Origin of the sequence: Magnetospirillum aberrantis SpK (assembly GCF_011022235.1) — a bacterium.
Classification (GTDB): domain Bacteria; phylum Pseudomonadota; class Alphaproteobacteria; order Rhodospirillales; family Magnetospirillaceae; genus Magnetospirillum; species Magnetospirillum aberrantis.
Window position 1 is genome coordinate 90,929 of record NZ_JAAIYP010000037.1, and the last position, 24,300, is coordinate 115,228.

24 protein-coding genes are annotated in these 24,300 nt (G+C 64.4%); 16 read left to right on the forward strand and 8 right to left on the reverse strand.

Annotated elements, in window-relative coordinates:
- Nucleotides 1–45: 45 nt before the first annotated feature.
- Entirely contained in the window at nt 46–561 is a 516-nt protein-coding gene (locus tag G4223_RS10265; RefSeq protein ID WP_163678838.1) for a hypothetical protein, read from the reverse strand.
- Nucleotides 562–777: 216 nt separating this feature from the next.
- Between G4223_RS10265 and G4223_RS10270 the strand changes: the two genes are divergently transcribed.
- The 8 genes from G4223_RS10270 to cydC all read left to right on the forward strand — a co-directional run bounded on the left by G4223_RS10270 (nt 778) and on the right by cydC (nt 8,673).
- Nucleotides 778–1,152 (forward strand): response regulator, encoded by a 375-nt coding sequence (locus tag G4223_RS10270; RefSeq protein ID WP_163678840.1) that lies wholly within the window; start codon nt 778–780, stop codon nt 1,150–1,152.
- Between the two features lie 108 nt (nt 1,153–1,260).
- Complete coding sequence (locus G4223_RS10275) at nt 1,261–1,650, forward strand: DUF6858 family protein (RefSeq protein WP_163678844.1); 390 nt, start codon at nt 1,261–1,263, stop codon at nt 1,648–1,650.
- Between the two features lie 171 nt (nt 1,651–1,821).
- A complete protein-coding gene (locus G4223_RS10280; RefSeq protein WP_163678847.1) occupies nt 1,822–2,268 on the forward strand; it encodes a hypothetical protein in 447 nt (148 codons plus the stop codon).
- A gap of 119 nt (nt 2,269–2,387) precedes the next feature.
- Complete coding sequence (locus tag G4223_RS10285; RefSeq protein WP_163678850.1) at nt 2,388–3,953, forward strand: cytochrome ubiquinol oxidase subunit I; 1,566 nt, start codon at nt 2,388–2,390, stop codon at nt 3,951–3,953.
- Between the two features lie 12 nt (nt 3,954–3,965).
- Entirely contained in the window at nt 3,966–5,120 is a 1,155-nt protein-coding gene (cydB, locus tag G4223_RS10290; protein ID WP_163678852.1) for a cytochrome d ubiquinol oxidase subunit II, read from the forward strand.
- A gap of 10 nt (nt 5,121–5,130) precedes the next feature.
- The gene (cydX, locus tag G4223_RS10295) at nt 5,131–5,241 is read left to right on the forward strand and encodes a cytochrome bd-I oxidase subunit CydX (protein WP_163678855.1); all 111 of its coding nucleotides are present in this window, start codon (nt 5,131–5,133) and stop codon (nt 5,239–5,241) included.
- Nucleotides 5,242–5,296: 55 nt separating this feature from the next.
- On the forward strand, nt 5,297–7,021 hold the full coding sequence (gene cydD / locus G4223_RS10300) for a thiol reductant ABC exporter subunit CydD (protein WP_163678858.1): 1,725 nt from the start codon (nt 5,297–5,299) through the stop codon (nt 7,019–7,021).
- Between the two features lie 2 nt (nt 7,022–7,023).
- Nucleotides 7,024–8,673, forward strand: coding sequence for a thiol reductant ABC exporter subunit CydC (cydC, locus tag G4223_RS10305; RefSeq protein ID WP_241004071.1), 1,650 nt, complete (start codon nt 7,024–7,026; stop codon nt 8,671–8,673).
- Here the strand turns inward: cydC and G4223_RS10310 are convergent.
- From G4223_RS10310 to G4223_RS10325, 4 genes are all read right to left on the reverse strand, one after another.
- Nucleotides 8,661–10,073, reverse strand: a complete 1,413-nt coding sequence (locus tag G4223_RS10310; RefSeq protein WP_163678864.1) for a methyl-accepting chemotaxis protein — start codon at nt 10,071–10,073, stop codon at nt 8,661–8,663. The two genes, cydC and G4223_RS10310, sit on opposite strands and share 13 nt — an antisense overlap.
- A gap of 155 nt (nt 10,074–10,228) precedes the next feature.
- The gene (locus tag G4223_RS10315; RefSeq protein WP_163678867.1) at nt 10,229–10,450 is read right to left on the reverse strand and encodes a hypothetical protein; all 222 of its coding nucleotides are present in this window, start codon (nt 10,448–10,450) and stop codon (nt 10,229–10,231) included.
- Between the two features lie 321 nt (nt 10,451–10,771).
- Entirely contained in the window at nt 10,772–12,100 is a 1,329-nt protein-coding gene (locus G4223_RS10320) for an HD-GYP domain-containing protein (RefSeq protein ID WP_163678871.1), read from the reverse strand.
- A 16-nt stretch (nt 12,101–12,116) separates the two neighbouring features.
- Nucleotides 12,117–12,701 (reverse strand): hypothetical protein, encoded by a 585-nt coding sequence (locus tag G4223_RS10325; RefSeq protein WP_163678874.1) that lies wholly within the window; start codon nt 12,699–12,701, stop codon nt 12,117–12,119.
- 218 nt (nt 12,702–12,919) lie between these two features.
- Between G4223_RS10325 and G4223_RS10330 the strand changes: the two genes are divergently transcribed.
- A complete protein-coding gene (locus G4223_RS10330; RefSeq protein ID WP_163678877.1) occupies nt 12,920–14,260 on the forward strand; it encodes a glutamine synthetase family protein in 1,341 nt (446 codons plus the stop codon).
- Nucleotides 14,261–14,263: 3 nt separating this feature from the next.
- On the opposite strand, the gene G4223_RS10335 is transcribed toward G4223_RS10330, so the two are convergent.
- Nucleotides 14,264–15,061 carry a 4-hydroxy-tetrahydrodipicolinate reductase gene (locus tag G4223_RS10335; protein WP_163678880.1) on the reverse strand — a complete coding sequence of 266 codons (798 nt, stop codon included), beginning with the start codon at nt 15,059–15,061 and terminating at the stop codon, nt 14,264–14,266.
- Between the two features lie 330 nt (nt 15,062–15,391).
- Here G4223_RS10335 and G4223_RS10340 point away from each other — a divergent pair, with 330 nt between their 5' ends.
- Genes G4223_RS10340 through G4223_RS10355 form a run of 4 tightly spaced genes read left to right on the forward strand, consistent with a single transcriptional unit; the run spans nt 15,392 to nt 19,338 of the window.
- Nucleotides 15,392–16,495: a polyamine ABC transporter substrate-binding protein gene (locus tag G4223_RS10340; protein ID WP_163678883.1), complete on the forward strand. Its 1,104-nt coding sequence runs from the start codon at nt 15,392–15,394 to the stop codon at nt 16,493–16,495.
- Nucleotides 16,496–16,508: 13 nt separating this feature from the next.
- Nucleotides 16,509–17,636, forward strand: a complete 1,128-nt coding sequence (locus tag G4223_RS10345) for a polyamine ABC transporter ATP-binding protein (RefSeq protein WP_163678886.1) — start codon at nt 16,509–16,511, stop codon at nt 17,634–17,636.
- Nucleotides 17,633–18,544, forward strand: a complete 912-nt coding sequence (locus G4223_RS10350; protein ID WP_163678889.1) for an ABC transporter permease subunit — start codon at nt 17,633–17,635, stop codon at nt 18,542–18,544. Before G4223_RS10345 ends, G4223_RS10350 begins: the two co-directional genes overlap by 4 nt.
- Nucleotides 18,541–19,338 (forward strand): ABC transporter permease subunit, encoded by a 798-nt coding sequence (locus tag G4223_RS10355; protein WP_163678892.1) that lies wholly within the window; start codon nt 18,541–18,543, stop codon nt 19,336–19,338. The genes G4223_RS10350 and G4223_RS10355 overlap by 4 nt, the downstream gene beginning before the upstream one ends.
- A gap of 7 nt (nt 19,339–19,345) precedes the next feature.
- Here G4223_RS10355 and G4223_RS10360 read toward each other — a convergent pair whose 3' ends face one another.
- Complete coding sequence (locus G4223_RS10360) at nt 19,346–19,924, reverse strand: hypothetical protein (RefSeq protein ID WP_163678895.1); 579 nt, start codon at nt 19,922–19,924, stop codon at nt 19,346–19,348.
- Nucleotides 19,925–20,115: 191 nt separating this feature from the next.
- Here G4223_RS10360 and G4223_RS10365 point away from each other — a divergent pair, with 191 nt between their 5' ends.
- Genes G4223_RS10365 through G4223_RS10375 form a run of 3 tightly spaced genes read left to right on the forward strand, consistent with a single transcriptional unit; the run spans nt 20,116 to nt 23,299 of the window.
- Complete coding sequence (locus G4223_RS10365) at nt 20,116–20,808, forward strand: FadR/GntR family transcriptional regulator (RefSeq protein WP_163678898.1); 693 nt, start codon at nt 20,116–20,118, stop codon at nt 20,806–20,808.
- Nucleotides 20,805–22,067 (forward strand): CynX/NimT family MFS transporter, encoded by a 1,263-nt coding sequence (locus G4223_RS10370; RefSeq protein WP_163678900.1) that lies wholly within the window; start codon nt 20,805–20,807, stop codon nt 22,065–22,067. The genes G4223_RS10365 and G4223_RS10370 overlap by 4 nt, the downstream gene beginning before the upstream one ends.
- Nucleotides 22,064–23,299, forward strand: a complete 1,236-nt coding sequence (locus G4223_RS10375) for an MFS transporter (RefSeq protein ID WP_163678903.1) — start codon at nt 22,064–22,066, stop codon at nt 23,297–23,299. Before G4223_RS10370 ends, G4223_RS10375 begins: the two co-directional genes overlap by 4 nt.
- Nucleotides 23,300–23,352: 53 nt before the next feature.
- Here the strand turns inward: G4223_RS10375 and G4223_RS10380 are convergent, their stop codons facing one another.
- Complete coding sequence (locus G4223_RS10380) at nt 23,353–24,240, reverse strand: RNA polymerase factor sigma-32 (RefSeq protein WP_163678907.1); 888 nt, start codon at nt 24,238–24,240, stop codon at nt 23,353–23,355.
- Between the last annotated feature and the right edge of the window lie 60 nt (nt 24,241–24,300).

Here is a 24,300-nt window from a genome sequence, read left to right on the forward strand (position 1 = left end):
CAAGCGCTACGGTGCTCGCTTAATCCGTAGCGCTTGACTAGGGTATCAGAAGCGATACCCAACCTTGACCATGGTCAGCCAGTTGTCGGTCGAATCGCCGCTGGTCCACTGATAGCGGGTTTCGAACCCCACCATCGCATGGTCGTGGAAATAGGTGGCCGACATGCCGAACTGGGCCGCCGGGCTGTTGTCCATGTTGTGGCCGTCGGCCCAGACGTAACCGATGCCGGGGCCGGCACCGAGCCAGAAATCGCGGTGGGTTTCGAACACCCAGTGCGCGTTCCATTCCACGGTGCTGAGGTCAAGGCCGTCATGGTCGGCGTGGTTGAAGGACATCATGTGGCGGACCTTGCCGATCACCGGATCGATGAGCGGGTCATCCACCGAGATTTCGACGCCATAGGCGGCGGCGGCATCGACGCCTTTAATGTCGGAATCCCACACGCCCCCCTTGAGGGCGACGGCCCAATTGGGGTCATAGGGGGCATCGCCCCCGCGCGCCGGCAGGGCGGCGGCCAGGACGATCATCGCGGCAGTGGCGGAAAGCAGAAGGCGGCGCATGATCATCCTCCTTCGGATGGTGGCCGACATCGTTATGATATGCGCCTTCGGAGGAGGTGCCGCCAGTGGTGGCGCCGCATGGCAGCCCTTCAAGGTTTCCCTGTCTCGGCCTGTGCCTAAGGTCCATTCCAGTTTGCGGCAAGGTTATGTATTCTAGCTATATGACCGGCGGATAAAGAAGCGGGCGGCGACCGGCAAACCGATGGGGACGACCACATGTCGGGGAAGAAGCGGACCATTCTGGTGGTCGAGGACGACGTCATGGTGTTGATGGGTCTCCAGATGATCCTGGAGACCTGGGACATGGAGGTCTTGCCGGCCGAGGACATGGCGCAGGCGCTCGCTTGCGTGGCCCGTGCCCGCCCCGACCTGATCTTGTCGGATCTGCGCCTGCGGGCCGGCCTGACCGGTTTCGAGGTGGTCGAGAAGGTGCGTGACGTGCTGGGGGCCAAGGTGCCGGCCATCATCCTGACCGGAGAGACCGGCAAGGCGGAACTGGCCGAGGGATTGCGGCGCCATCTGACCTTCCTGCACAAGCCCATCCAGGCCGACCCGTTGCGTGCCGCCATCGACGCCGCCATGGCGGGCTGATCCTCCTGGGCATGGCGGGCTGACCACCAAGAATTGTCATGGCCGTTTCTTGCCTTTTTCCTTCAGGTTCGGTGCCCTGCCCGTATCCTCAAGGTCAAAGGAAGACAGATGCGCCAAGTGACGCTTATGGAAAAGTATCCGGTTTTCGTGCTGGAAGTGGCCAAGACCGAAACCTCCTTCACCACCGTCGATGAAATCGTCGAGTACCTGCGCGGTTGCGTCGACAAGGAAGACAAGGTCGCGTTCATCGGCGTGTTCGACCATTACGAACACACCCGCTCCATCGGTGGCGACATCGAGGCGCGCATTCAGGCGGCCAAGAACGTGGTCTTCTGTTTCGGCTTCGCGTTGCCCAATCCCATGGTGATGGCGGTTCGTCCCCGCTCGATCGGTGTGTGCGACGTGGGCGACGGTTTCGTCATCAGTTTCCTTGAAGCCCCCATGCCGCCGGCCAACAAGGCCATGGAGGAATGGGCCAAGGGTGTGCGCAATCTCTGATGCCCGGGCGGAGGGTGGCGAAAGCCACCCTCCGCCGGCTCCTGTTTTCGCTGCCCCGGCTGCATTAGGACCACGAAACATAACAATTGTTATTACCCTAAACTTGGTCGGGCGCTAGGGTTGCCGCACAGACGAGGATGAAAGCATCCCGTTCTGGGAACGGAGCCATCCATGACCGTTGCGCCCCCGCGCACCAAGGCAAGACCCACGACATCAAGGGCGGTTGCGACCGTCGCTTGGCGTCGTCGGCTGGCCCGTTTGGTGGCCTGGGCCTCGGTCGCCATCGTCGCCTTCAACACGGTGGCGATGCTGATGGTGCCGATCGGGGCGTCACCTCAGGCCGCGGGTGTCGCCGGCCTGGGTGGCCGCATCTTGGTGTGCACGGCCGCCGGTCTGGTGGAATGGAATGCGGACGGCTCGCCGGTCTCGGGCGAGGCGGCAAGCCATTCCGACGTTTGCGTCAACTGTCTGCCGTTGATGAGCGCGGCGATCTGCGTGCCCGATGGCGGGATCGTCCGTGCGCCGCGACCGGCTTCTCTCCAGCCGTGGCGGCAGCAACAGGCTCCCGTGGCGTGGCCGGTTCTGCGACCGGCCGCGCGCTCTCCCCCCGCTCTGTAAACCGTTTCCCGCCATTTCCTCGCGGTCCGGCCCACAGCCGCGCCGTGCGTTCTATCCGAGAGTCCGCTCGCCATGCCGTTCGGTGTGACGAAACGCTCTCCTATGGGATCGACCAAGCCATGGATGAGCTTTTCATCGACCTGTCGCGGTGGCAGTTCGCCGCGACCGCAATGTACCATTTTCTGTTCGTGCCGCTGACGTTGGGGATCTCGTGGATCCTTTTCATCATGGAAGCGGTCTATGTCATGACCGGCCAGGAAATCTACCGGGACATGACCAAGTTCTGGGGCAAGCTGTTCGGCATCAACTTCGCGCTTGGTGTCACCACCGGCCTGACCATGGAGTTCGAGTTCGGCACCAACTGGGCCTATTACTCGCATTATGTGGGGGACGTGTTCGGGGCGCCGCTGGCTATCGAAGGGTTGATGGCGTTCTTCCTGGAATCCACCTTCATCGGCCTGTTCTTCCTGGGCTGGGAAAAGCTCTCCAAACGTCAGCACCTGATGGTCACCTTTCTGACCGCCTTCGGGTCGAACCTGTCGGCATTGTGGATTCTGGTGGCCAACGGCTGGATGCAAAATCCGGTCGGCTCGGAATTCTCGGCCCAGACCATGCGCATGGAAATGACCAGCTTCGCCGAGGTTCTGTTCAATCCGGTGGCCCAGGTGAAGTTCGTCCACACCGTGTCGGCCGGCTATGTCACGGCGTCCATGTTCGTCCTGGCGATCAGTGCCTATTACCTTTTGAAGGGGCGTGATCTGGCCTTCGCCAAGCGTTCCTTCGCCATCGCCGCCGGTTTCGGCCTGGCTTCTGCGTTGTCGGTGATCGTGCTGGGCGACGAAAGCGGCTATGAGTTGGGTGACGTCCAAAAGACCAAGCTGGCCGCCATCGAGGCGGAATACGAAACCTTGCCGGCGCCGGCGCCGTTCACGTTGTTCGGCCTGCCCAACGACGAAACCATGCAGACCGACTACGCGGTCAAGGTTCCCTATGCGTTGGGACTGATCGCCACCCGTTCCACCGACCAGGAGGTCACCGGCCTCAAGGATCTGATGGTTCGGCACGAGGAGCGCATCCGCTCGGGCATGGTGGCCTATGGCGCCCTTCAGAAGATTCGCCAGGGGGCGGCAGACGACGAAACCAAGGCGACGTTCGAGGCCCACAAGGTCGATCTGGGTTACGGCCTGCTGCTCAAGCGCTATACCGCCGACGTGGTCGACGCCACGCCGGAACAGGTGGCCTTGGCGGTTCAGGACACCGTGCCGCCGGTGGCGCCACTGTTCTGGACCTTCCGTGTCATGGTCGCCTTTGGCTTCCTGATGCTGTTCCTGATCGGTGCCGCGTTCTGGTTCACCGTGCGCCGCACCATCGAGCGCCAGCGCTGGCTGTTGAAAATGCTGCTGTGGAGCCTGCCGGTGCCGTGGCTGGCCTGCGAGATGGGATGGTTCGTGGCCGAGTTCGGGCGTCAGCCCTGGGCCATCGGCGAAGTGCTGCCGACCTTCCTGGCGACCTCCAGCCTGACTTCGGGGGAACTGGCCTTCAGCTTGGCCGGCTTCATCGGCTTTTACACCTTCCTGCTCTGTATCGAGGTTTACCTGATGCAGAAGTACGCCCGTCTTGGTCCGGCCTCGCTGGGTACCGGCCGTTATCACGGCGAACAGCCCCATCCGGCCCCGGCCGAGTAAGGAGAGCGCACGATGATTCTCGACTACGAAACCCTGAAATTCGTCTGGTGGATTCTGGTCGGCGCATTGCTGATCGGTTTCGCCGTCACCGACGGAATGGACATGGGCGTCGGCAACCTGCTGCCCTTCATCGGCAGGACCGACGACGAACGGCGTGTCATCATCAACACCGTCGGCCCGCATTGGGACGGCAACCAAGTGTGGCTGATCACCGCCGGCGGCGCCATCTTCGCCGCTTGGCCGGCGGTTTACGCGGCCGCGTTCTCTGGCTTCTACATGGCGATGCTGCTGGTGCTGTTCGCCCTGTTCTTCCGTCCCGTCGGCTTCGACTACCGGTCCAAGATCGCCGACCCGCGGTGGCGCCGGGCCTGGGATTGGGGCCTGTTCGCCGGTGGCGCCGTGCCCTCGCTGATCTTCGGCGTGGCGTTCGGCAATTTGTTGCAGGGCGTGCCGTTCCACCTCGACGAGTTCCTGCGCTCCCATTACCAGGGTTCGCTGCTGTGGGCGCTGTTGCCGCTGCTCAATCCCTTCGCCCTGTTGGCGGGGGTCATCAGCTTCGCCATGCTGACCATGCATGGCGGGGTGTGGCTGCAATTGCGCACCAACGCCCCCATCGCCCAGCGGGTCAAGATGGCGATCACCATCATGGGATTGGTCGCCGCCGCCGGCTTCGCGCTGGCCGGATTGTGGATCACCTACGGCATCGACGGCTTCAGGGTGGTCAGCCAGCCGGCGCTCGACGCCCTGCCCAACCCGCTGGCCAAGACCGTGGTGGTCGAGGCCGGGGCGTGGCTGGCCATCTATGACCAGGTGCCGGTCGCCATCCTGGCCCCGGTCGCCGGGTTCGCCGGCATCTTCACCACCATCTTGCTGTCGCGCATGGATCGTCCCGGCTGGGCCTTCCTGACCAGCGGCATCGGCATGACCGGCATCGTCGGCACCGCCGGCCTGTCCATGTTCCCGTTCATCATGCCGTCCAGCATCGACCCCAAGTCGAGCCTGACGGTGTGGGACGCGCCGTCCAGCCACCTGACGTTGGCGGTGATGTTCTGGGCGGTGGTGATCTTCCTGCCCATCGTGCTCGGCTACACCGTCTGGTGCTATTCGCGCATGTGGGGAAAGGTCACCGAACAGGAGATTCAGGCCCGCAGCCATTCGGCCTATTAGGAGGAACACCATGTGGTATTTCGTGTGGATTCTCGGCCTGACGGCGGCGCTGTCCATCGGCGTCATCAACGTCATGTGGTACGAGGCCGAACAATCCTTCGATCCGTCGAAGGCTGACTGAACCGGGGCGGAGCTTCCGGCAGGGATGCCGGAAGCTCCGCTTTTCGGGAGAGATCATGACACCGTCGCTTTTCCTGAAGCACGAAAGCCGTGTGGCTCGCACCCCGTTGCGGGTGGCCGCGCTGTGCAGCGTGGTGGGCGCCGGCTTGCTGGTGGGGCAATACGCCCTTCTGGCCTCGGTGATGGCTGACGTGGTGTTCGCCGCCGCCGGACTGGACGCGGTCTGGCCCCGGTTGCAAATGGTCCTGGCGCTGGTCGTCGGCCGCGCCGTCCTGGTCTGGATGGGCGAACGGGCGGCGGTCGAGGCGGCGGCAATGGCCAAGAGCAACGTGCGCACCGCCTTGCTTGACCATCTGTTGGCCTTGGGACCGGTGCGTCTGGCCTCCGAGGCAAGCGGTGACCTGTCGGCGCTCGTGGTCGATGGTGTCGAGGCGCTGGAGCCCTATTTCGCCCGTTTCCTGCCGGCCATGGTGACGGCCACGGTGATTCCGCTGGCCATCCTGGTGGTGGTGGTGCCGCTGGATTGGCTGTCGGGGGTGGTCCTGGCGGTCACGGCCCCTTTGATTCCGCTGTTCATGGTGCTGATCGGCAAGGGTGCCGAACGGCTGAACCAGCGGCAATGGGCGCGGCTGGCCCGCATGAGCGCCCATTTCCTTGAGGTGGTGCAGAACCTGACCACGCTCAAGCTGTTCAACGCCAGCCGCCGCGAGGCGGAGATGGTCGCCCGCGTGTCCGAGGATTACCGCCTTGCCACCATGTCGGTGCTGCGGGTGGCGTTCCTGTCGGCCCTGGCCCTGGAGTTCTTCGCTACCGTCAGCATTGCCCTGGTGGCGGTGTTCATCGGTTTTCGGCTGCTTGCCGGTACCATGGAATTCCAGCGTGGCCTGTTCATCTTGCTGCTGGCACCCGAATTCTATCTGCCGCTGCGGTCGCTGGGCGCCCATTACCATGCCCGCATGGAAGCCATCGGCGCCGCCACCCGCATGGTGGATATCCTGGCCCGTCCGTGTCCGGTTGTTTCCGGGGCGCAGGTCTTTTTGCCTCGCATGGTGGCGGTGGAGCTTGAGGGCGTACGGCTGACCTATGACGGTGGCCGTGTCGGTCTGGACGATCTCGACCTTCGGCTGGAACCAGGAACGACCACCGCTTTGGTGGGAGCCAGCGGTTCAGGCAAAAGCTCGGTGGTGTCGGTGGTTCTGGGCCTGGTTCAGCCCCAGGCGGGCCGCATGCTGGTGGCGGGACGGCCGCTGGAGGAGGTGGGGCTGGAAAACTGGCGCCGCCGTCTGGCCTGGGTGCCGCAACGCCCCTATCTGTTTCGCGGCACGATCGCCGACAACATCCGCCTGGGTTTCGGCGGCGCCGGTGACGACGCGGTGCGGGCCGCCGCCAGTTTGGTTGGCGCCGACGGGTTCATTTCCGCCTTGCCGGACGGTTACGCCCATCCGGTCGGCGAACGTGGCGGCGGCCTGTCGGGCGGTCAGGTGCGGTTGATCGCCCTGGCACGGGCGGCGTTGCGCGATGCGTCGGTGCTGGTTCTTGACGAACCGACCGCCAGCCTGGATGCCGAGGCGGAACAATTGGCGGGCGAGGCGGTGCGGCGGTTGGCTCAGGGCCGGACCGTGCTGGTGGTGGCCCACCGGCTGGCGACGGTGACCGGTGCCGATCATATCGCCGTGCTGGAGGGCGGACGGGTGGTGGAACAGGGCCGGCACGCCCAATTGCTGGGCATGGATGGCGTTTACGCCGCCCTGATCCGGGCCGGCGAGGTCGAAACGCCGTGACCATGCTGCGCGAATTGCTGACGCTGTGCCGTCCCCATTGGCCGTGGCTGGTGCTGTCCATCGTGGTCGGGTTGGCGACCTTGCTGGCCAACATCGCCCTGATGGCCATGTCGGGATGGTTCATCGCCGCCATGGCGGTGGCCGGGGCGGCGGGCGCCAGCCTGAACTATTTCACCCCGGCGGCCATCATCCGGGCTTGCGCCATCCTTCGCACCGGCGGCCGCTATGTTGAGCGTCTGGTCGGTCACGAAACCACCTTCCGGCTGTTGGCGCGGTTGCGTGTGTGGTTGTACGGGCGATTGGAACCGCAATCGCCGGACCGGCTTGCCCTGTGGCACGGCGCCGATGTCGCGACCCGCTTGCGTGCCGACGTGGACCGTCTTGAAACCGCCTATCTGAGGGTCTTCAGCCCGTTGGTGGTGGGAGCGGCGGCGGCTGTGGTGGTGGTGTGGTTCCTGGCGCGCTTCGACACCGCCCTGGCGTCGGTCGAAGCGGTTTGCATGCTGTCGGCCGCCCTTGTTCTGCCGTTGGCGCTGGTTCGCCTGTCGGCGCGGCATGGCCGCGATCGGGTGCGTCTGTCCTCCTCCTTGACCGAGGCGGCGGTGGACGCGGTCCAGGGCATGGGCGAGCTTGTGGTCTTCGCCGGTGCCGTGTCCCATTTCCGCCAGCGATTCCTGGCTACCAGCAACCGACTGATCCATGTCCAAACCCGTCTTGGCAACCTGACGGCGTTGGGACAGGCTGGCATGCTGTTGGCGGCCAATCTGGCGCTGTGGTGCGTGGTGGTGGTGGCGATACCGCTGGTTCGTGGCGGCGCTCTTGATTCCGCCGATTTCGTCATGGTGGCGTTGGTGGCGCTGGCCGGATTCGAGGCGGTGGCGCCCGTACCTGCGGCGTTGTTCACGTTAGGGGCGGTGGGCGAGGCCGCCCGCCGGCTGTTCGCGTTGGCCGCGGACCGTTCGGACGGGCCGGCCGGCGGGACGTTGTGCCATGTTCCAGAACGGTGCGATCTGGTGGCGACGGGGGTGTGTTTCCGCTATGGCGACGACGGGCCGACGGTGTTGGCCGACATCGCTTTCAGTTTGCCCCAAGGAGGGCGGATGGCGTTGCTGGGGCCGGTGGGCAGCGGCAAGAGCACCTTGGTCGGGGTGCTGACCGGATTGCGCCGGCCGAGCGGTGGAACCATCACCTTGGGCGGCCATGATATCGGGGAATACGAACCCGAAACCCTGCGCCGCTGTTTCTCCGTGGCGTCCCAGGATGCGGCCCTGTTCACCGGGACCATCCGCTCCAACCTGTTGCTGGCCGCACCCCAGGCCCCGGAAGAGGCCTTATGGCGGGCGCTTGCCGTCGCCCAGCTTGACGGTTTCGTGCAAGACCTTGACGAAGGGTTGGAAACTTCGGTCGGCGAGGCTGGGCTGACGCTGTCCGGGGGACAGGCGCGGCGGTTGGCGGTGGCCCGCGCCTGGCTGCGCGATACCCCGGTGCTGGTTCTGGACGAGCCGGGCGAGGGACTGGACACGGCGACGGAACGGGCGTTGTTGACCGCGGTGGTCGCCAATCTGGGACGCCGCAGCCTGATTCTCATCACCCACCGCAAGGTCGGGGTGGACCTGGTGGATCAGTCGCTGCGGCTGGATCAGATGCGGTAGCCGATGCGCAAGCCGCCCCAATGGCGCCCCTGGATGACGATGGGCGCCGAAATGTCCTTCATCAGCACGTATTGGCCGCCGCCCATGTCGCGGCGATAGGTCTGCAACAGGAAGGGCAGGGTGTTGCGGCCGGCGTTCAGGCCGGTGCGGTCGTTGAAAATGCGGCGGTTGCGGCAATTGGCGTTGTTCCACACCGGGTCGCGCCCTTGGGGTTGCGAGAATTTCCGGTTGTGGGTCGGCAGATAGCCGTTGCGGTCCACCGTCGCGCAAAAGGTGATGCGGCTGTCGATGCCGAGGACCGGTTCCTGGATTTCCGGCAACACCGTGTCGGTGAACGACGTGAAGCGGGTCGTGTGTTGTTGCGGGTTGGTGCCGGGAATGGCTTGGTAGGATTCGTCGAACAGATCGGCCGTGGTCAGGCGGCCGCTGGAGAGCGCCTGATCGAAAACGGCGGCGATCCGTTTGGCGGTGTTCTGGGCCAGTTCGATGAAGGTGGTGTCGCCGGTGCGGTAGCCCGAGGCGGCGATGAAGCCCATCAGTTCTTCCGAATGGTCGAGCAGCGAGCCGATGCGTTCGTCGGCCCGGCGCAGCGATTCGCTGGTCATGGAAATGCCGTCGAAGAACTTGTCGATTTCGCCGATCACGTCGGCGCATTGGTCGAGCGAGGTGCTGGCCGCCGCCGAGATGTCGCCGACACGGGCTTCGACGGTGTCGATGGCTTCGCCGAACATCGCCATCGCGTGGTTGATGACGCCGACGCCGGCGTTGACCGAATCGGCCATGTCCAAGGTGGCGGTCGAGGAGTCGATCAAATCGGTGACCGATCCGGCCAATTTCTCCACCGTCTGGTCGATGCCCGAGGTGACCTCGCCGGTCTGGCGCGCCAGACCTTTGACTTCGTTGGCGACCACGGCGAAGCCCTTGCCGGCCTCGCCGGCGCGGGCCGCCTCGATGGTGGCGTTCAGGGCCAGAAGGTTGGTCTGACGGGCGATTTTCTGGATGTCGCGTGACCGGGTGCTGACTTCGCCCAACGCGCCTTCCAGTTCCTCCAGCCGTTCCTCGATGCCCTGGACGGCCCCCACCAGACGGTTGATGTCGCCCAAGGCAGCGTCGATGGTGCGCAAGGATTCGGCTGATTGCTGGCCAGCCTGGGTGGTGACGTCGCGGGTTTGCCGACCGGCGTCATCGATGCTGCGGATCGCCTCGGCCATGGTGTGGGCGATGGATTTGAGATGTGCGAACAGGTCTTCTTGATGGTGGACGAACTTGGCCAAGCCATCGATGGTGCCGGCGATGTCGGCGACCTCAAGGCTTAGGGTTTCGATTTTTTCCAGGACTTCGGTGGCGAAAGCGTCGGCCTTGTCGCCGTCGTGGCCTGTCTCGTCCATCTGATGCGCCATGTGCCCTCCCTGGCGGCGGCCGGTCTTGTTTTTATTTGTTGGTGGAACGTTCTTGTCGTCCTTGCGTCGAATATCGACATTGCAAGCATTCGGGTCAATGCCAACTTGTCGGAACGGTACATCCCGAATGCTGTTTTATTCCGTTAACAGAATGGTTACTTCGCATCTGCGTAACGTATTTGAATGGCGGACAGACGTTCGGCCAATGCACTGCGAACTTGCTCGACGTCGCATCCCATCAGTGCCGCGTCTTCAAGAATGTCTTGGGCCATCTCCTCGAATTCCTCGAGATTTTGGGCCAGAACCTTCAGTTTCTCCAGGCAGCTTACCGGCTCGCCCTGAGGCGTGCGCCAAGCCGGCGCGGAAGAGGTGGACATGGATACGCGAACCTCGTGGTCGGGGGATGGCTTAGTCTGCATCAAGGAAGCCGGCGCGCGCACGTATAATTTAGTCCAGGGACGGGCGGGCGTTTGTCGACGTTCGTTTCATGGCTTGCTAATATTCTGGCGTTGGAGGTGCGGTCATGAGCGGCTGGGGCTGTGTTCACGAAGTCAATGGATTGTGTTCGCGGGTGGCCGACCGGCCGTGCGATCCGGGCATGAAGGGCTGTGTTCTGGCCGGGCGGTTCCGTTTTTCCAACGAAGAGAAAAACCGGCCGCCGCGCTCTCAACGCCCGGCCGATTCCGGCCGCCCTGCGGTCAGGCCGGCTGCGGAAGACGGGTCCGAATGACCGCCGCCGTCAATTCACTGTTGGCGAAGTATGTTTCGACCAGGTGGCGCAGGTCGCGCTGAAGGGTCTTTTCATCTTCGGCTGACAGTGTCGCGTGCAGGGCGGGGGCCAGCGCGGCGAAAACCTTGACTAGCCCGGCATCGAAATGCTTGCCGGCGCCTTCATCCAGGATGCTCAGGGCGCGTTCCAGCGGGAACGGGTCCTTGTATGGCCGGCGTGACGTCAGGGCGTCGAACACGTCGGCGATGGCGAAGATGCGGGCGAGCAGCGGGATGTCGTCGCCCGCCGTGCCGGCCGGATAGCCGCTGCCGTCCACCTTTTCATGGTGGCCGCCGACCACAGCCGCCGCGTCGGCCAGCCAGTCGAACTGTCCGACGATGTCCAGACCGTGCGCTACGTGGGTCCGCATGATGGCGAATTCGTCGGGGTCCAGCTTTCCGGGCTTCAGCAACACCGCGTCGGGAATGGCGATCTTGCCGACGTCGTGCAGGAACGCTCCCTTGATCAGGGCGCGCATCTGGTCTCCCTTGACCCCCACCGCCTCGGCCAGCCGCACGGCGTACAAGGTGACGCGGTAATTGTGGGCGTTGGTGTCGCTGTCGCGCTTGGCGATGGCGCTGCCCAGGGCTTCGAGCGTGCCCAGATTGGCGCGCAGAAGATCGCGCGAGCGGGCAACCAGACGGGAATTGAGCGCCGCCAGAAGCGGATAGAGAAGCGCCGCCGTCGCCAGCACGGCGACCACCACCAAGATGGTGGCGCGCAGCCCGCCCAACGCCACCTGAAGCGCCGCCTGACGCGGGATGTGGTACACGCCTTCGAACCAGCCGAGATGGTGTCCGTCGGATGAGCTCAGCGGAATGACCATCTGAAGATAGAACTGGCCGCCGATCAGATGCTTGTCGTACCAGGTTTTCCCGGGAGGAGGGAAATGATGAACGGAGCGGTCGATGGCGCCTTCGATGTCGTCGGCGTCGGAAGCCACCGCCTCGCCCACCTTGTCGTGCTTGAGGTCGTAGACTTCGGCGACGACGAAATGGTCGCCGCGGGCGTTGGCGCGTTCGGCGATCAGCCGCTGCATCTTTTCTTCGAATTCGGCGCGTTGCCCGGCGGTCAGCGACACCAGATCGGGAGGAAGCTGGGGCGCCTGGGTCCGGGCCTCGGCCACGCCCATGGCGACGATGTTCTTGTCCAGTCGCTCCGCGTCCAGCCACAGGACGATGCTGCCCAGGACGGTGGCGATAACAAGGCCGCCGACAAGGAGCCGGCGGGCGAGATGGCGGTGGAAGCTGACGGGCATGGTCGGGAAAGCGTCCTTAGCGGCTGCCCAGTTCCTGAAGGAAGTCGCCGACCGGTGTGGCGCCACCAGCGCGGGGGGCGGCGGAAGACGGGGCGTGCTTCTGGGCATCGGTGGCGGCGGCCGGTGCAGACGTCTCCCCCAACAACGTCGGGGCGGGTAGGGGGCCACCGTCCGCCGGTTTGGCTTCGTCGGGTTTCTTCTTGGCGGCGACCTTGAGCCGGCTGTCCAAGCTGGCGATGACGGCGCGGTCGGCCTCGACCGCCTTGACCCATTCCGTGCGCTCGGCCCGCAACTGGCCCTCCAATCCTTCGATCTTGGCCAACAGGGGGGCGCTCAATTCCTCCATCTTGCGGGCGTTGTCGGTTTGCAGGGCGGTCTTGATCTTGTCGATTTCCTCAAGCAGGTCACGCTTGATCCACCGCGATTTCTTGTCCAGGTCCTCGCCCATCTTGGTCAGGCGTTCTTCGACGTCGGTGTTGATCTGGACCTTGATCTCGTAGGCGGACTTGACCAGGTTGGCCATGTACATCATAAGGCCGCCGCCGACGATCAGGATCGCGCCGGCAGCCAAACTGATGATCAGGACCGTGGAAAAACCCATGGTTTGCCCGTGATGCCGATGAACGTCGAAACTTGCGTAATGTCCGCCAACGGGAGTGTGTTTGCAACACTTGTTCCGGGTTTGGCGGCTCTGGCACATGACAACTGCAAAAAGATTTGCTGTCGTTGCATTGGCGGAATGTGATTTCGCCCTCTTTTCGCCATGGGCCGGCCGGATGATGATGTTCCTTTCCGACGCCTAATCGCCCGAGGGCACCCATGAGCGTGTTTTCCGAGTGGATCAAGAAAAGCGGCACATCCGAGGTGGAGTGCCTGGTTCCCGACATGTCGGGGGTTGCCCGCGGCAAGATCGTGCCCGCCGGCAAGTTCGTCAACATCGCCGAAAACCGCGGCCTTCGCCTGCCCGAGAGCATCTTCGTCCAGACCATCACCGGCGACTACCCGGAAGAGGACGTGACCTCGGTGGCCAATGGCGACGTCTATCTTCGTCCCGTTCCCGAAACGATCCGTCAGGTGCCGTGGTACGACGAGCCCACCGCCTGTGTCATCTGCGATTGCGCCTATCTGGACGGCCGCCCGGTGGAGATTTCGCCGCGCAACGTTCTCAAGCGGGTCTTGGACCTTTACGACGCGCGGGGATGGAAACCCATCGTCGCGCCCGAGATCGAGTTCTTCCTGGTCAAGCAGAATACCGACAGCGACTATCCGCTGGAGCCGCCGGTGGGCCGTTCGGGACGCGCCGAGTCGGGACGGCCCGCCTATGGCGTTGACGCGGTGAACGAGTTCGAAGGGTTGTTCGACCAGCTTTACGCCTATGCCGAGGTCATGGGGCTGGACATCGACACCTTGTCGCATGAGGCCGGAAACGGCCAGATGGAGGTGAACTTCGACCATGGTGAGGCGCTGGAACTGGCCGATCAGGTGTTCCTGTTCAAACGCACGGTGCGTCAGGTCGCCATGCGGCGCGGCGTCTACGCCACCTTCATGGCCAAGCCCATGCAGAACGAACCGGGCAGCGCCATGCACATCCACCAGAACGTGGTGGATCGCGCCACGGGACGCAACCTGTTCGCCAATGACGACGGTTCCGACACGCCGCTGTTTCGCCACTTCATCGGCGGACTTCGCAAGTACCTGCCGCAGATGATGTTGATGTTCGCCCCCAACGTGAATTCGTTCCGGCGGCTGGTGCCCGATTTCGATGCTCCCATCAACCTGCATTGGAGCCGCGACAACCGCACGGTGGGGCTGCGGGTGCCGGAATCGGGACAAGGCGCGCGGCGGGTGGAGAACCGTCTGGCCGGCGCCGACGCCAATCCCTATCTGGCCATCGCCGGGTCTTTGGCCTGCGGCTATCTTGGCATGATCAAGGAGGTCGATCCCGGTGAACCGCTGTCGGGGTCCGGTTACACGCGGGCGCATTCGTTGCCGTGGCACATGCATGATGCGCTGGAAAAGCTGAAAGGCGCACGCAGCGTGCGCGAAATCCTGGGCGAGGATTTCTGCGAGGCCTATATGGCGGTCAAGGAGACCGAATGGGGGGCCTACCAGCGGGTGGTGTCCAGTTGGGAGCGGGAGTACCTGTTGCTCAACGTGTGATGCTCAGGCGGTGGCGTAACGCGGAAGGTCGCGCCAGCGGCCTTCCGGGTCGTCCAGGGTGAAATAGGGGCGCATCAGGTCCTCGACGGTGAACAGGCCGGCCCGTTGCCGGGGCAGGTTGTCGAGCGCGAAGACGATGCCGTTGCCGAACGCTTCGCGGGAAATGGATTCGTGCTTCAGCCGAACCGTCTGGTGGGGAAAGCCGAACAGGATTTCATGGACCCCGATGATGCCGCCGGCCCGCACGGTCTTGATGGAATCCTCTTCCAGGCCAAGGGTGCCGGCGATGACCTTGGCGGTGCCGGAGACCTCGGGTTTGCTTTTGAAATGTTCCTCGACGATCTCGATGTCGACCTGGGGGGCGATGTTCTTCAGCACCTTGGCGGCCATCATCAGGAAGTTGACGCCCAGCGTGATGTTGGGGGAATGCAGGACCCGCGTGCTGGTGGCCAGCCGATGAAGCAGCCTGAGCTTGTTTTCGGGATAGGCCGACACGGCGCTGACGATGGCGATGCCGCGCCGTGCCGCCTCGTGTCCGTAATAGGTGAGGCCGTCGGCCGAGGAAAAATCCACGATCACATCGACCGGGTGGCGGTCGAGGAAGTGGCCGGCATCCATGTCGTCAACGCAATGAATCAGGCCTGGCGTGTCCGAGGCGATCCCCAGCACGCCGGCTGCCGTCTCGATGGTCGGGGTGGGCGACTTGCGCAAAACCCATTGCAGCCGTGTCCGTTCGGACTTCAAAAGCACCGAGGCGACCGCGCGTCCGGTCTTGCCGAATCCGATTAAGCCGACTTTCATGTTCGGGCCTCGCTGCGCCATGGTTGATGCATGATTTTTTTCGATCATACACATTCGTTTTTCCGATAGAAGAAAAAGCTGTCGGAGGTTTGGTTTCATGGTTGTGAAATCGCCCGACAGAAGTCTTGTCGGGCGGTGAGGCGTCATTGCCTAGTTGTTTGATTCAAAATGATGAAGTCCGCATGTTCCGGGCGTCTGGGAAACATGTGGGGACGGGGGGCGCAAGGATTGTTGACTCACGCCCCCAACGTCGGCATACCGGCGCTTGGTCGGGAGGCTGGGAGGCTCCCCGAGACCGTTCCATCCCATGAACCTCACGGGGGACGCCTTATGTTCGCTCGCCTGACCCGCTTCGCCGCCGCCGCCATCCTGGGCGTGGCCGCCGCTTCGGCCGCCCATGCCGAGGACAAGGTGCTGAACGTCTACAACTGGTCCGACTACATCGCCAAGGACACCTTGGAGAAGTTCACCAAGGAAACCGGCATCAAGGTCAAGTACGACACCTACGGCGACAACGAGGTGCTGGACACCAAGCTGATGGCCGGCAAGTCGGGCTATGACGTGGTGTTCCCGTCGGCGTCGCCGTTCTTCGCCCAACAGGTCAAGGCCGGCATCTTCCAGAAGCTGGACATGTCCAAGATCCCCAACGCGGCGGGTCTTGACAAGACGGTGATGGACAGCCTGACCAAGGTCGATCCCGGCAACGCCTACGGCATTCCCTACATGCTGTCGGCCACCGGCATCGGCTACAATATCGACAAGATCAAGAAGCTTTATCCCGACGCGCCGCTGGATTCGTGGAAGATCCTGTTCGACCCGGCCGAGGTCGCCAAGATCAAGGGCTGCGGCGTCTCCATGCTCGACACCCCCACCGAGGCGGTGCCGGCCTATCTGGCCTACAAGGGCATGGACCCGCATGCCCAGACCACCGATTCGCTGAAGGTGGCGATGGAGGGATTGTTGCCGATCCGTCCCAGCCTGCGCTACGTCAACTCGGAAAAGTACCGCGCCGACCTCGCCAACGGCGACATCTGTCTGGCGCATGGTTACGTGGGCGATCTGGTGCAGTCGCGCGCCCGCGCCCTGGAGGCCAAGAAGCCGCAGAACATCGGCATCGCCATCCCCAAGGAAGGCGCCATCGTCAATATCGACATGATGGCCGTTCCGGTGGACGCGCCGCATCCGGCCGAGGCGCTGGCCTTCATCAACTTCATCCTGCGCCCCGACATCATCGCCGAGATCACCAACGAGACCGGCTATTCCAACGCCGTTCCCGCCTCGCTGGCCCATGTGGACGACGCCATCAAGAACGATCCGGTGATCTTCCCGCCGGCCGAGGTCAAGGCCAAGCTGTTCACCGCGGCGCCGCCGGCCACCAAGGAATACGACCGTGCCCGTGCCCGTGCCTGGGCCAAGTTCCGCACGGCCAAGTAACGGGAACCGGCACGTGGCGATCGTTGTTCGTTCGACCCGCGAGGTGGAAGACAAGGCGGGAAAGCCTCCCGCCATCCACATCGAGGGCGTGAAGAAGCAGTTCGGCGACGCCACGGCGGTCGCCGGTGTCGACCTGAAGATCGAGGAGGGAGAGTTCTTCTCCCTCCTCGGTCCTTCCGGCTGTGGCAAGACCACGCTGTTGCGCATGCTGGCGGGGTTCGAGACGCCGACCGACGGCCGGATTCTCATCGCCGGCGAGGACATGACCGGGGTGCCGCCCTATGAGCGTCCGGTCAACATGATGTTTCAATCCTATGCTCTGTTCCCGCACATGACGGTCGAGGACAATGTCGCCTTCGGCCTCAAGCAGGATGGGGTGCCCAAGGCAGAGATCAAAACCCGCGTTGCCGAGGCGTTGGAACTGGTGCGCATGGGCGGTTTCGCCAAACGCAAGCCGCATCAGATGTCGGGCGGCCAGCGTCAGCGCGTGGCCCTGGCCCGCTGTCTGGTCAAACGGCCCAAGGTGGTGCTGTTGGACGAACCTTTGAGCGCGCTGGACAAAAAGCTGCGCGAGCAGACCCAGTTCGAACTGGTCAACATCCAGGAAAGCGTCGGCATCACCTTCGTCATGGTCACCCACGACCAGGAAGAGGCCATGACCATGTCCACCCGCATCGCGGTGATGGACGCCGGCCGGATCATGCAGGTGGGCCGCCCGCACGAGATTTACGAATATCCGGTCAACCGTCTGGTCGCCGACTTCATCGGCACCGCCAATTTCTTCGACGGCGTGGTGGAGAAAGGCGAGGATGGCGGACTTCGCTTCCGCGCCAACGGCGTCGACGCGCCGCTGGTGGTGGAAGGCGATCTGGCCGCCGGGACGGCGGCCTCGATCATGGTTCGCCCGGAAAAGATCGCCATGAGCCGCGAGGTCCATCCCGGCGCGCTCAACACCTTGCGCGGCAAGGTGGTCGAGATCGCCTATCTGGGCGACGTTTCCATCTATCACGTCAAGCTGGCGGGCGGGCCGACGGTGTTGGTGACCAACGCCAACCTGCGCCATTCCGCCGAACCGGCCGTCACCTGGGAAGACGAGGTGGTGCTGTCGTGGCACCCCGGTAACGCCGTGGTGTTGCCGTGAGGGTGGGAAGCTGGCGCCAGGTGTGGGGGCGCCGGGCGGTGCTGGGCATTCCCTATGTCTGGCTGCTGCTGTTCTTTCTGGTGCCGCTGTTGATCGTCGCCAAGATTTCCATTTCGGAAATCCGCGTCGGCGTGCCGCCCTATGAACCGTTGCTGGAATTCGCCGATGGCGCCTTCATCGGCGTGCGCGCCACCGTCACCAATTTCGTCTTGTTGTTCGAGGACGACCTGTATGTCAGCGCCTATTTCCAGTCGCTGACCATCGCCGGTGTCTCGACGCTGCTGTGCCTGCTGATCGGCTATCCCATGGCGTTGGCCATCGCGCGGGCGCGGCCGGAACGGCGGCCGCCATTGCTGTTGCTGGTCATTCTGCCGTTCTGGACGTCGTTCCTGATCCGCGTCTACGCCTGGATGGGCATCCTCAAGGACGAGGGGTTGCTGAACGGCGTGTTGATGTGGCTGGGGGTCATTTCCGAACCCTTGGTCATTCTCAACACCGACACCGCCGTCTATATCGGCATCGTCTATTCCTATCTGCCGTTCATGGTGCTGCCGCTTTACGCCACCTTGGAAAAGCTCGATCCCTCGCTGCTGGAGGCGGCGGCGGATTTGGGCGCGCGGCCGATCCGGGCCTTTTGGTCGGTCACCTTGCCGTTGTCGGTGCCGGGTATCGTCGCCGGCTCGCTTCTGGTGTTCGTGCCGGCGGTGGGCGAATACGTCATTCCCGATTTGTTGGGCGGCGGCGACACCCAGATGCTGGGCAAGGCGTTGTGGGACATGTTCGCGCTGAATCGCGACTGGCCCTCGGCCGCGGCGCTGGCGGTGGCCATGCTGGCGGCGCTGGCGCTGCCTATCGCCCTGTTCCAGAAATGGCAATCCAAGCTGGACAACCCGGAGGGCCAGGAATGAGGCGTTCGGTCTTCCTGCTGTCGTGCCTGGGTTTCGGCTACGCCTTCTTGTACCTGCCCATCGCGTTGCTGGTGGTGTGGTCGTTCAATGCCTCGCGCATCGTCAACATCTGGGGCGGCTTCTCGACCAAGTGGTATTGGGAGCTGACGCGCAACGACGATTTCCTGGCCGCCGCCTGGCTGTCGCTCAAGGTGGCGGCGACCAGCGCAACCGCCGCCTTGGTCCTTGGCACGCTGGCCGCCGTGGTCTTGGTGCGGTTCGGCCGGTTCCATGGCCGGCTGTTGTTCAATGGCCTGATCGCCGCGCCGCTGGTGATGCCCGAGATCATCCTGGGTCTGGCCATGCTGCTGTTGTTCGTGGCGCTCGAACAGGCCATCGGCTGGCCGGACGGACGCGGCTTCTCCACCATCGTCATCGCTCACACCACGGTTGGCATGGCCTATGCCACGGTGGTTGTGCGCTCGCGTCTGGCTCAAATGGATGAAAGCCTTGAGGAAGCTGCGCTCGATCTTGGGGCACGGCCGATCAAGGTGTTCTTCGTCATCACGCTGCCGGTGATCGCGCCATCCCTGGCGGCCGGATGGCTGTTGGCCTTCACCTTGTCGCTGGACGACGTGGTGGTCGCGCAATTCGTTTCGGGTCCCGGCGCCACCACCTTGCCGATCGAGGTGTTTTCGTCGGTGCGTCTGGGCGTGTCGCCCCAGGTCAACGCGCTTGGCACCATCATCGTGTGTGTGGTGGCGGTGTTGATCGTTGTCGCGTGGCGGTTGTCCATGACCAGGAAAGAGCGCTGAGCGGTCCCTATTTCGACGGTGCGGAGAAGGCCCGGAATACGCGGGCCTTCTGGTCGTGCCAGAAGGTCGCTTCGTCCGCGCCATTTCTCAGGCAGCCCAATTCGCGCGCCAGGGCAAAGAACTGGGCATTGGGGCGGCCGGTGGTCTTTTGCACCACGATCGCCGAGATCAGGATGCCCTGACCGGCCAAACTTTCCCGCGACAGTTCCGACAGCAGGGTACCGATCTCGGCGCGGTCACGGGGGTTGCGGGACGACAATCCGGCCGGAGCCATGGCTTCGCCATAAGATATCTGCTGCCCCGTGGCCGCCGCCTGGGCCAGGGTGGTTCGCACCTGATCGCGACGCTGGCGGGATTGTGCCTCGATCCCGGCTTCCTGGACGAACAGGGCCTGGGGACGGATTCCGCGCCAAACCTTGTTCTTTCCCTTGATCTCGATTCCTTCGAGATTTCCGCTCTTGACCTGTTCCGAGACCGCCGAACGGCTGATACCCTTCCATTCCGCCACCATGCTCAGCGGGATCATGGCCAAGTCGGGGTTGTCCCGTAGCGCCTTCAGATAGGCGGTGACGCTCTTGAACTGCATGGCGTCCCCTCTTTCCCATGACCTTCGGACAGGCCGATAGTCGATTATAAACAGCCCTTGAACTTGCAAGTATGCCGAGAACGCAGGCGGAGAGGGCCAAGGGTTGCGTCTGTGACACGGCTTGCGTTGGTGTTGTCGTCTGTCGCGATTAAAGATAGGATGATTGGAGGTATTACCACGAGGTTCCTGTCATGCCGCTTCCGCTGATCGAACGGCGGTCCCTGGTCGAACAGACCGCCGAAGCCCTGCGCGCCCGTGTCGCCACCGGTGAATGGCCGGTGGACGCCCGCATCCCGCCCGAGGCAGAGCTGGTCCGCCTGTTCGGAGTCAGCCGCAACACCGTGCGCGAGGCGGTTCGCTGTCTGGCCCATGCCGGCATGCTGGAGGTGCGTCAGGGCGATGGAACCTATGTCCGCGCCACCGCCGACAGTGGCGAGACCTTGCGCCGGATCGCCCATGCCAGCTTGCGTGACCGCATAGAGGTGCGCTGCGCGCTCGAGGAAAACGCGGCGCGTTTGGCGGCGGCGCGGCGCAGCGAAGACGATGTCGCGGCCTTACGGGCGACACGCGACCGTTGTGACGGGCTGATTGCCGCTGGTCGTATAGATGAGTATATCACCCACGATTTCACCTTCCATCGCCGGATCGTCTCCGCCTCGGGCAATGCCGCGCTGGAAGAACTTTACCTTTATTTCGCCACCGCCATCCGCGCCAGCATCCGCCACAGCATCGGCGACGCCCAACTGCCGGAACCCAGCGCCGCACAGCATCGGGACGTGCTGGAAGCCATCGCCCGGCGCGATTCCGACGGCGCCGCCGTGGCGGCGCGCGCCATGTTCGCCCCGTTGCTGGCCAGCCTCGACAGCCTGTTGGTGCGGCCATGACCGCGCCGCGAGACGAGTTGGCGGACGAGTTGCTGGTCGATGTCGAGGATGTGCCGGTCGCCGTTCCTCCGGCCTTGCCGGCTTGGCCGCGCTGGGTCCTGGCGGTGGCCATGCTGGTGGTGGCGTGCAACCTTCGCCCACCCTTGACCAGTGTCGGGCCGGTCTTGAACGAGATCCGCGCCGCCTTGCCGGAATGGAACACCTGGGTCGGTTTCCTGACCATGGTGCCGGTTCTGTGCATGGGGCTGGCCGGGCCAAGCGCGCCGGGACTGGCCCGGCGTTGGGGGGCGGAGCGGGTGGTGCTGGCCGGCATGGCGGTGCTGGTGGCCGGTCTTGCCGTGCGCGGTATGGCGACCCCTTGGCCGCTGTTCCTGGGAACCGCGGTGATCGGTGCCGCCATTGGCGTGGTCGGCGTGTTGCTGCCCGGTCTGGTCAAACGCGATTTCCGTGACCATGGCACGGTGATGACCGGTCTGTTCACCATGTGCCTGTGCTGGGGGGCGGCCTTCGCCGCCGGGGTGATGGTGCCGTTGACCGAGATGCTGGGCGATCACTGGGCGTGGTCGTTGGCGGCGTGGTCTGTGCCGGCGCTCTGCGCCACCCTGATCTGGGCCCCCATGGTTCCGCGCCGTGGGTCGGTGCCGCTGGTGCCGCCGGCCCCGGTACGGGGCTTGTGGCGCAATCCGCTGGCATGGCAGGTGACTCTTTTCATGGGGCTGCAATCGTCGCTGGCCTATGCGGTGTTCGGCTGGCTGGCTCCGATCCTGCGCGACCGTGGCCTTGATGCCGCCGCCGCCGGCTGGATGGTGTCGTTTTCCGTGGTTCTGCAATTGCCGGCCGCCCTGGTGGCGCCGGTGCTGGCCGGTCGCGCCCGCGACCAGCGGGGCGCCGTCGTGGTGGCGTTGGCGTGCACGCTGACGGGGTTGCTGGGATGCCTTTATCTGCCGGTGGACGGATTGCAATTGTGGGCGGCGGCGGCGGTGTTGGGCATCGGGCAGGGGGCGGCGTTCTCGGTGGCTTTGGCGCTGATCGTGCTGCGCTCCAGCGACGGCCATGTGGCGGCGCAATTGTCCAGCATGGCGCAAAGCGTCGGTTACACCGTGGCGGCTTTTTGTCCCATGGCCTTGGGCTTGCTGCGCGACGCCGCCGGGTCGTGGGACCCGGCCGGTCCGTTGTTCGCCGCTGTCGCCGTGGCGGCCCTTGTCGCCGGACTGGGAGCCGGCCGTAAGTTGACCCTGTGTGGAGACGACCATCGATGACCGCCCGTTCCGCTCGCGCCTCGCTGGCCTTTTCCTGTCTGGGGCACCTTTATGCCCATGTGTTCGAGCCGATCTTCTATATCGCCGCCCTGGTGCTGCCGGGTGAGTTGGGACTGTCCTATGAAGAGGTCCTGGCCCTGGTGATCGCCGGCAAGCTGTTGTACGGCGTGCTGGCGCCTGTCGCCGGCTGGGCCGGCGACCGCTGGAGCACGGTCGGCATGATGGTGGTGTTCTTCCTGGGACTGGGCGTTTCGGCCTTGTCCATGGGGGTGGTTCAGGGGCCGTGGGGCGTGGCCCTGGCTCTGGCGGCCATGGGGACGTTCGGCTCCATCTACCATCCCGTCGGCATCGCCTGGCTGTTGCGCAACGCGGTGGACAAGGGCAAGGCCATCGGCCTTAACGGCGTGTTCGGCGGCATCGGTCCCGGTGTCGCCTCGCTGGTGGCCGGTACCTTGATCGCCGCTTTCGGCTGGCGCACGGCCTTTGTGGTGCCGGGCGCGGTGGTCCTGCTGACCGGCTTGGTGTTCCTGTGGTATTTGCGGCGTGGCTGGGTGGTCGAGGCCAAGGCCGACCGTGCCCCCATGCGCGAACCGTCCAGGGGCGACACCATGCGGGCCGGCATCGTTTTGTCGGTCACCATGTTGGGGGCTGGGCTGATCTATCAGGCGTCACAGCCGGCCCTGCCGAAGCTGTTCGAGGAACGGTTGGGCGACACGGTCAGCGTCGCCGACGCCGCCCTGGCGGTGACCGTGGTCTATCTGGTGGCCGGGCTGACCCAGATCGTCGCCGGACATCTGGCCGACCGCTTCCCGGCCAAGCGGATCTATGTGCTGGCGGCCTTGGTGCAGGCGCCGTTGCTGGCCCTGCTGTCCGGGGCTTCGGGCCTGCCCATGGTGGCGGTGGCGTTGCTGGCGGTGGCCGGCAACATGGGGGCCATTCCCGCCGAGAATCTGTTGCTGGCCAAATACACTCCGGCACGGTGGCGGGGCACGGCGTTCGGCCTGAAATTCGTGTTGTCGTTCGGGGTGTCGGGTTTGGCGGTGCCGCTGGTGTCGCTGTTGCGGGGCTTGACCGGTGGTTTCGAGGTGCTGTTGTGGCTGATGGCCGGGGCGGCGCTGATGGTGGCGGCGGCGGCCAGCCTGTTGCCCACCGAGAAAAAAGAAGGCGAGGCCGCCGAGAGGGTCACGGAAGCGGCCTCGCCGGTTCCCGCCACGGGGATCGACGGGAACTGAGGGCATTCGACATGGGGTGGGGAAGGGTCGAGTGTCGAATACCCCGTTCATTGTTAGGCGATGGCCGGCTTGGTCCGGCCCTTGGGTGCCAGCTTGGTCTCGGCGGCGCGCACCAGGGTCTTGAGCTTGGCCAAGGCGGCCGTTTCGATCTGGCGCACGCGTTCGCGGCTGATGTTGTAGCGCTGCGCCAGGTCTTCCAGCCTCAGCGGGTTTTCGCGCAACGTGCGTTCGGCGACGATATCGCGCTCGCGCTCGGTCAACTCGCCCCAGGCCGATTTCAGCAATTCGCGCCGGTACATCAATTCCTGTCGTTCGCCCAGGATTTCCTCGGCGTCGGGGCGGTCGTCCATCAGCAACTCGCCATAAGGCGTACCGCTTTCGCCGACTGGCGCGTCGAGCGAGCGTGGGGACTGGGTCAACAACCGTTCCATTTCGGCGACGCGGGTGTCGCGGACACCCAGTTCCTTGGCCACCTGACGGGTTTCCGCCTGACTGAGCGCGCCGCCCGAGGGGCCGGTCAGGCGGGACCTGAGGCCACGCAGCTTGAAGAACAGCTTTTTACGTTCTGCCGACAGGCCGAAATTGACCGGGGTGGAAAAGCGCAGGACATATTCGAACATGGCGGCGCGCACCCACCACTGGGCGTAGGTGGAAAAACGCAGGTTGCGCTCGACGTCGAAGCCTTCAAGGGCGCGGACCAAGCCCAGGTTGCCCTCGGCCACCAGATCGGCGGTGGGCAGGCCATAGCCCTTGAACTGCGAGGCGGTCTTGATCACCAGGCGTAAATGGGCCTCGATCAGGTGGTCGCGGGCGGCGACGTCGCCGTCCTGGCGCCAGCGACGCACCAAATCCGCCTCTTCCTCGCCGGTCAGCAGGGGGACCTCACGCGCCGTGCGGTAAAAAGCACTGGCGGGATCGGAAGCGGTGCGGGGGATCGACATGGTCGTCTCCGGTTGGTTCGTGTTCGTGACTTAAAGGTAGGGGGAGAACTCTGATCATTC